The sequence below is a fragment of the Streptomyces sp. ISL-43 genome (assembly GCF_018614195.1).
In the GTDB taxonomy this organism is placed as follows: domain Bacteria; phylum Actinomycetota; class Actinomycetes; order Streptomycetales; family Streptomycetaceae; genus Streptomyces.
The window spans coordinates 1-7,719 of record NZ_JAGGOT010000112.1; the positions used below are offsets into that span (position 1 = coordinate 1).

Annotated in this window: 7 protein-coding genes and 1 pseudogene; 6 read left to right on the forward strand and 2 right to left on the reverse strand. The window is 70.9% G+C overall.

Going from position 1 to position 7,719, the window contains the following annotated elements:
- Positions 1-98: 98 nt before the first annotated feature.
- The gene (locus tag J7F03_RS39835) at positions 99-482 is read left to right on the forward strand and encodes a VOC family protein (RefSeq protein ID WP_214958106.1); all 384 of its coding nucleotides are present in this window, start codon (positions 99-101) and stop codon (positions 480-482) included.
- An 11-nt stretch (positions 483-493) separates the two neighbouring features.
- Here J7F03_RS39835 and J7F03_RS39840 read toward each other — a convergent pair.
- Together J7F03_RS39840 and J7F03_RS39845 are read right to left on the reverse strand one after the other, a co-directional pair.
- A pseudogene (locus J7F03_RS39840) lies at positions 494-1,009 on the reverse strand (transposase); the annotation flags it as partial.
- 173 nt (positions 1,010-1,182) lie between these two features.
- Positions 1,183-1,620: a DUF6223 family protein gene (locus J7F03_RS39845; protein ID WP_214958112.1), complete on the reverse strand. Its 438-nt coding sequence runs from the start codon at positions 1,618-1,620 to the stop codon at positions 1,183-1,185.
- A gap of 222 nt (positions 1,621-1,842) precedes the next feature.
- On the opposite strand from J7F03_RS39845, the gene J7F03_RS39850 reads away from it, so the two are divergent.
- The 5 genes from J7F03_RS39850 to J7F03_RS39870 all read left to right on the forward strand — a co-directional run.
- On the forward strand, positions 1,843-2,970 hold the full coding sequence (locus tag J7F03_RS39850) for a sensor histidine kinase (RefSeq protein ID WP_214958107.1): 1,128 nt from the start codon (positions 1,843-1,845) through the stop codon (positions 2,968-2,970).
- The gene (locus tag J7F03_RS39855; RefSeq protein WP_214958108.1) at positions 2,967-3,629 is read left to right on the forward strand and encodes a response regulator transcription factor; all 663 of its coding nucleotides are present in this window, start codon (positions 2,967-2,969) and stop codon (positions 3,627-3,629) included. The genes J7F03_RS39850 and J7F03_RS39855 overlap by 4 nt, the downstream gene beginning before the upstream one ends.
- Positions 3,630-4,385: 756 nt before the next feature.
- Complete coding sequence (locus tag J7F03_RS39860) at positions 4,386-4,796, forward strand: hypothetical protein (RefSeq protein WP_214958109.1); 411 nt, start codon at positions 4,386-4,388, stop codon at positions 4,794-4,796.
- Positions 4,796-5,110: a CU044_2847 family protein gene (locus tag J7F03_RS39865; RefSeq protein ID WP_214958110.1), complete on the forward strand. Its 315-nt coding sequence runs from the start codon at positions 4,796-4,798 to the stop codon at positions 5,108-5,110. Before J7F03_RS39860 ends, J7F03_RS39865 begins: the two co-directional genes overlap by 1 nt.
- 4 nt (positions 5,111-5,114) lie before the next feature.
- A partial coding sequence (locus tag J7F03_RS39870; RefSeq protein ID WP_214958111.1) for a trypsin-like peptidase domain-containing protein occupies positions 5,115-7,719 on the forward strand: 2,605 nt, incomplete at its 3' end.

Below are 7,719 nucleotides of genomic sequence, written 5' to 3' on the forward strand. Positions count from 1 at the left end.
ACGTCGGTGGATCAAGGCTAAAGGGCCTGTTGCGAAAGTGCTGGTGCGGTCTGGCCGCAATTTGCGGACCGAGCGGAGCTCCAGGCAGGATCTCGTGCATGGTTTCGGTGGTGCAGAACGTGGCGGTCGACTGTGTGGATGCCTATGAGTTGGCTCGGTTCTGGAGCGAGGCGCTCGGTTGTCCGCTGCATCCAGAGAGCAAGCCGGGTGACGTGGAGACTGAGGTGACCCTGCCGGAGGGCCCGCAGCTGTACTTCAACCAGGTGCCAGAACCGAAGACGATCAAGAACCGGATCCACCTGTGCCTGCGCCCCGAGACCTCGCGCGAAGAGGAGGTCGAGCGACTGCTGAACCTCGGTGCCACCCTCGTCGCCGATCGCCGGGAACCCGATGGTGCCGGCTGGGCCGTCCTTGCCGACCCTGAAGGCAATGAATTCTGCGTTCTGCGCAGCGCGGCCGAGCGCGCAGCGATGTCTTCCTGAGGCCCACCCGCTCACGGTCCGGGTAGCTGGTCACAGCCACTCGTTGATGGCCGCGACCAGCACCGTTGCTTCATAGCGGACGGCAAGCTTGTCGTGTCTCGTGTCTCGTGTCTCGTGGCCACGGCTCGGTGGTGCTTGATGCGATTGATCCCGCATTCCACTGCGTGGCGCTCGCGGTAGTCGATTTTGTCGAACGCCGGTGGACGACCGCCGCGGGAGCCGAGTTTCTTGCGGTTGCGGATCTGGTCCTTCTTCTCCGGAATCGTGCATCGGATCCCGCGTCCGCGCAGGTAGGCGCGGTTCTTCCGGGAGCCGTACGCCTTGTCGGCGCGGACTCTGTCCGGGCGCTTGCGCGGGCGCCCCAGGCCGAGGCGAGGCACCCGGATGTTCTCCCGGACCGGTTCGAACTGGGGTGAGTCCCCGCGCTGACCGGGAGTGATGACGAGGGGCATGGGCTTCTGTCCCTGCTCGACCGCGAGGTGGAGCTTGGTGGTCAGCCCGCCGCGAGAGCGTCCGAGTCCGTGGTCGGCCGGCTCGGTGTCGATGCCGCCGGGCGGCAGGATCTATCGCTGTACGAACACCCCCTGGAGCCCTGCGAGCGGGTGCTGAGCCCGGGCTGTCCGCTGACGGCGACGCCGCGGGCGGATCTGGAATGGGCGCGGTCCACGTAGCGGTTCCGGCGGTGGCCGTCGAGGCGCGCTCATGTCCGCTGCGGTCGGCCGGTGCGGCGGGAGCGGGTCAGAGCCAGTCCACCGAGGGCCGTGCCGATCAGCCCGACCAGCATGGCCACGTAGGCCCCGCCCAGCCCGTTGCCGGTGCCGAGACCACCTTCGGCGGTGGCCGCGACCAGCCCGCCGAGGGCCGTGCTGATCAGCCCCGCCACTACGGCCACCATGGCTCCGAGTGATCCGTTGGCGGCGCCGAGACGGCCGGTGGGGCGGGTCAGCGCCAGCCCGGCGATGACCAGGCCGGCGAGTCCCAGCAGCGCGCCCGTGGTGGCCCCGAGACGCCCGAGGCTGAAGTCGTAGAAGCCGGCGGCGGCGGGCTGGACCGAGGTGTATGCGGCCGCCGGGGTGGCAAGTCCGATGCCTCCGAGGAGGGCGGCCGTAGCGGCGGCAGGCAGGCGACGAACAGACAACATCGTGGTGCTCCTTCTTTTCCTTCGACTGGGTGCCGACCGAGCATGTCTGCCGGACCCGCCCTCGGTCGTCCCGCGGATGCAGACACTTCGTACTGCCGCCGATGCGGCATCCGGCTGCCGCGGACGGCGCAGGAGGCGCGCAGGTACTGCGTGTGCGGTAGTCGGCCGCTCGTCCATGAGGGGGACTCGCCCGTGGCGGCCGCCAGCTAGGGTGCGCGCATGAGTACAGGTGAGCCCGGTGTCCGGGCGCGTGTCGGGGACTTGGTGATCGCTGTCGGCGTGGCGGCGGCGCTGCTGGTCACGGGGCTGTCCGGGCAGCGTGCCGCCACGGGCCTCGACGTGCTCGGGTACGTGCTGCTGACGGCCGGCGGTTTGGCGCTGGCCGCGCGCCGCCGGGCTCCGGTTGCCGTCCTGGCCGTTACCGGGCTGTGTGCGGTGGGGTACCAGGCGGCCGGTTTCGATGTGCCTGTCGTCGCGTACCTGTTCGCCGTGTACGCGGCCGTGCGGGCGGGACACCGCGCTGTCACGGTGGCGGCGAGCGTGGCCATGCTGGCCACGCTCCCGCTCGCGGCCCTGGCCTCGGGCCTGCACGACACGGGCGAGGCGTTTGCGCAGGCCCGGGGCGCCTTGGAGCTGGCCTGGCTGATCGCGGCCGGCGCCGCGGGCGAGGCGCTGCGGCAGGCCGAGCGGCGGGCGGACGAGGCCGAGCGCACCCGGGAGGAGACCGCGCGGCGCCGCGCCGACGAGGAACGGCTGCGCATCGCGCGGGAGCTGCACGATTCGCTCACGCACCAGATCTCGGTCATCAAGGTGCAGGCCGAAGTCGCCGTGCACGTGGCTCGCAGGCGCGGCGAGGAGGTGCCGCCGGCCCTGCTGGCGATCCAGGAGGCCGGACGTGAGGCGGCCCGTGAGCTGCGTGCGACGCTGGAGGCGCTGCGCGACGACGACACGACCCCGCCGCGCGGGCTCGACGACGTCCCGGAACTGGTGGAACGGGCCCGTGCCATCGGCCTGGACGCGAAACTGACGATCGGGGGCCAGCGGCACGACGTGCCGGCCGCGGTGGACCGGACCGTCTACCGGATCGTTCAGGAGTCGCTCACCAACATCGCCCGTCACTCGGACGCCGCCACGGCGTCGGTGCGGATCGACATCCGTCCGGACGCCCTCGCCATACGCGTCGATGACGACGGCAAGGCGACGTCGGGCACCGCCCCGACACCCGGCCTCGGGCTGCTGGGCATGCGTGAACGAGTCACCGCGCTCGGCGGCCGTCTGCGCGCGGAACCGCGCGATGAGGGCGGCTTCACCGTCCAGGCCGAACTCCCCGTGAACCAGACGTCATGATCCGTGTCCTGCTGGTCGACGACCAGCCGCTCATTCGCAGCGGGTTCCGTGCGCTCCTCGACCTCGAAGACGACATCGAGGTGGTGGCCGAGGCCGCCAACGGGAAGGAGGGCCTGGACCTGGCCAGGGAGCACCTGCCCGACGTCGCTCTCATCGACATCCAGATGCCGGTCCTCGACGGCATCGAGGCGACCCGGCGCATCGCCGCCGACCCGGCCCTGGCCGGAGTGCACGTCGTCATCCTGACCAACTACGGCTTGGACGAATACGTCTTCAACGCGCTGCGCGCGGGCGCCGCCGGATTCCTCGTCAAGGACATCGTGCCGGACGACTTCCTGCACGCCGTACGCGTCGCGGCGCGCGGCGACGCCCTGCTGGCCCCGTCGATCACCCGCAAGCTGATCAACAGGTACGTCGGCCAGCCGCTCACCATCGGCACCGGAGCGGGGCTGGAAGAGCTGACCAGCCGCGAGCGCGAGGCCGTCGCCCTGGTCGCGCAGGGCCTGTCCAACGATGAAATCGCGGGCCGCATGGTGATCACCCCGATGACGGCGAAGACCCACATCAACCGGGCCATGACCAAGCTCAACGCCCGCGACCGGGCCCAACTCGTGGTCCTCGCTTACGAATCCGGCCTGGTAGCCCCGCGCAGCTCCTGACATCCACGGTCCGGGTGCATGGCGATCCGCGCCCCGGCCTGGCGGGCTGGTTCACCGCCACGGGCCGCTCCGCACCCTCGTCTCCAACGGCGACCTCGACGCCTACTGGCGCTACCACCTCGCCCGCGAGCACGAGCGCCTCTACCCCACCCCTGACCAACGGAACTACACCCTCACCGCTTGATCGCGAGCTTCACTCGAAACGAACCGCACCCCACGCCGTTGGCCCGCAGGGATGTCGCACAGTCGCCGTAGGCGAAACCCTCGCCTGCCCGAATTCCAGGGCGAGGAGCCCATGACACTCGAGAAGCTGACCGGGGCGGATAGGGCCGCGAAAGGCGCCGCCCTATCCGCCCTCCCGGCCGGGCCGGACCTGCAGGTTCCGCTGCCCCGGCCTAGTCTGATCGTGTGGCCCGTCCCCGTCGGAGGTGAGGCGATGTCCGGGTTCGCAGAGGTGGCGGTGGGCCTCGCCGTCCCGCAGGGGAACGGCATCGAGGACGAGACGGCCGAGGCGTCGTGGACAAGGGCGGGGAGGGCTGCACGACGACCGCTCCGTTCGCGTGCTGGCGCGAGTCGAGGACCCTGCGGGCACCACCTTGGACTTCGGCTTCCACGTGGACGGCAACTGCGCGGGCGGCGTCGCGCTACCTGGCAACGCCGGCCGGGCGGACATCGTGAAGCGAGGTCGGGAAGTGTGTTGAAGCCGGACGCTGCGTTCCTGAATGCCAGGCCCCCGGAACGGCAGGGGAGGACGCGATGGCCCTGATCAACGGCCGCTGGCTACACGGCAAGGCCGAGAACGCCATCCTGTGGGAGTTCAGCGACATCTGCGACCTGTCCGGCTTCCAGCGCGGGTACGCGTCGGAGCCGGTCACCGAGAGCGTGACGAAGGGCGGGAAAGCCGAGGTCGAGGGCACCCCGGCGATCACGGCTACCAGCCCTTCCGGGGCCGACCGGAGCACGTACTACGTCGCCAAGGAAGGCGAGCCGCGTCTGCTGCGCGTAGAGGGCAGCCAGGGCGGCGAGCGGGGCAGCGCCGACTTCTCCGACTACGACGTACCCGCGCCCGCGAAGACCCCGTCGCCGTCGGAGTCCGTGGCCTGTCCAGCCTCCAGTAAGCGGTCGGGGCACGGCACCGTTCCAGCTCGCCGGTCCCGGGAGGCGTGATGGCACCGCTGGCTCGGATCCCGTTGGAGGGCGGGGGCTACATTCTGGTCGAAGGCTCGGCCGCACTCACCGGCCCCGTACAGGCCGGGCGCCTGGGCAACGCCGTGCACGACCTGCCGGTGAGCCTCCAAGGAGCCCTGGAACCGGTCACCCTGGCGGCCCGCGCCACCCTTGACCAGCTCCGCAAGGCCGGCCCGGACGAGATCGCCGTCGAGTTCGGCGTCGACCTGGCGGTCGAGGCCGGCGCGGTGATCACCAAGACCCAGGCCAACTGCCACCTGAAGGTGACCATGACGTGGACGCGCCCGGGCTGAGCCGATGAACGGCGCCGACAACAGCTTGCCCTCGGCCGTCGCCCAGGTCCTCGACCCCGACGGCACGGTGGCCGGAGCAGGCTTTCTGGTGGCCGAGGGGCTCCTGGCAACCTGTGCGCATGTCGTCCAGGCAGCGGGAGGCGGCCCCGGGACGAGCCTGCACCTGGCCTTCCCCCACCTCGCAGGCGCGCCCCGGGTGGAAGGACAGGTCCTGTGCGGGGACGCGTGGCGTGCGCAAGAGGGAGAGGACGTGGCCTTCGTCCGCCTGGCCACTCTCCCGGCAGGCGTGCCGGCACTTCCGTTGGGCTCGGCGGCCGGCTGCCGAGGCCACCCGGTCCGCTCGTTCGGGTTTCCCGCCCAGGCCCCGCCGGACGGCCACTACGGCCACGGCGAGGCCGGCGGGCTACTGCCGGCCACCGAGAACAGGAGCTCACACCTCCAGCTGACCGACGCCAACGACCTCACCACCGGCTTCAGCGGCGCACCCGTCCTGGACGAGGTGACGGGCCTGGTCATCGGCATGATCACCGAGATCACGGCCCCCGACAGGCACCAGCGGGGCCAGGGCATCGCGTACGTCACTCCGACGCAGGTCCTGCGGGAGATCCTGCCGGCGCTGGCCGAGCAGGAGGTGTGCCCATACCGGGGGCTGGAGTCGTTCACCGCGGACCACGCTCAGTGGTTCGAGGGCCGCAAGGACGCGGTGCGCCAGGTCGTGACCGGCCTGTCCGGGCATCGCAGACTGACGCTGCTGCTCGGCCCGTCCGGCTCGGGCAAGTCGTCCCTGATCCAGGCGGGTGTGCTGCGGGCACTGGCGGTGGGCGAGCTGCCGGGCAGCGACCGGTGGCTGCCGGTGATCGCGCGGCCGAGACATGACCTGCTGGCCGAGATCGAGCGCGCGGGCCTGCCCGGGGCTGCCGCCGACGGAATAGCGGCCGCGGTCACCCGCAGGCTCCGGGCGGAGGACTCCCACGAGCGGGTCCTGCTAGTCGTCGACCAGTTCGAGGAGCTCCTCACCGAGCCGGCCGAGGGGGATGGAGGGGACCGTTCGGCCGTCGCGGGCCAGCTCCAGACGGCGGCCGAATCCGCAGCCGATCTCTCCGTGATCCTGATCATGCGCGACGACTTCTATCCGCAACTGGCCGCGCAAGCGCCCGGCCTGCTCGAAGCAGCCATGCCGGGTCTCCTCAACATGCCGGGCACGCTGAGCCCGGAGGACCTGCGCGACATCATCACCCTGCCGGCCCGGGACGTGGGACTTCACTTCCAGCCCGGGCTGCCCGAGCAGATGCTCGCGGATGTCCTGGCCACCAGCCCCGAGGGCACCACGACCCGCCAGGCACCGGCCACGGTGCTGTCGATGCTGGAGCTGGCGCTCAGCCAGCTGTGGCAGCGGCGCCAGGACGGCTACCTCACGCACGAGGCCTACCGGCGCATCGGGGCGGTAGGCGGAAGCCTGACCACGTGGTGCGAAACCGCGCTCAACCAGCTGCCCGACGGGCACCGGCCCATCGCCCGGCGCATCCTGACCTCCCTGGTCCGGCCGGCCGACCCCGTCCACCGCATTCCCCCCACGCGTGCACAGGTCCCACTGGACGAACTCCGCGACCTGGCGGCCGGTCCCGAGGACAACCAAGCCGTCGACGAGGTCATCGCCGCCCTCACGCGCCACCGCATCATCACCACCCAGCGCCCGGCCGAGCCTCCTGGGCGGCCAGTGGCCGAGCTGATCCACGACGCGCTCATCCGGGACTGGGGCACTCTGCGGGAGTGGGTGAGCCAGGACCACCGCTTCCACGAATGGCTCGACCGCGCATGGGCACGACGAGCCAGCTGGGCAGCGAAGAAGGACCCGGGAGACCTTCTGGCGGGAACAGCACTGGCAGAGGGACTCGACTGGTCCCGGCAACGCGGCCTCCCCGGCGGCATACGGGCGTTCCTCACGGCAAGCAAGGAACGGCAGCAGGCCGTGATCCGGCGGAGCAAACGCCGCACCAGGGGGCTTGCCGGGCTGCTGGTCCTGGCACTCATCGCGGTGGGCGGGACTGTATGGCAATGGAGGGCAGCTGTGGAGGAACGTGAGGCGGCCCTGTCGCGGGTGCTCGCCGCCACGTCCAGCAACCTGATCTACACGAACCCCGAACTCGCCTCCCTGCTGGCCGTCCAGGCATACCGCACCAGCCCCACTCCCGAAGCCACCGAAAGCATCCGAAGCGCCGCAACCCTCCCGCTGCATCGACGCATGTCCGGTCATACCCAAAGGGTGAGCTCCGTGGCGTTCAGCCGCGACGGCCTCACCCTCGCCACCAGCAGCTTCGACCAGACCGTGCGGCTGTGGGACGCGGCCACCGGCAAGACCCGCACCACCCTCACCGGACACACCGGGCAGGTGAATTCAGTGACGTTCAGCCCCGACGGCAAAACCCTCGCCACCGCCAGCAGCGACGGAACCGCGCGGCTGTGGGACGCGACCACCGGCAAGGCCCGCACCACCCTCACCGGACACACCAACGCGGTGTACTCGGTGGCATTCAGCCCCAACAGCAGAACCGTCGCCACCGCCAGCACCGACGGAACCGCACGGCTATGTGAACCGTTCCGGGTTCGGT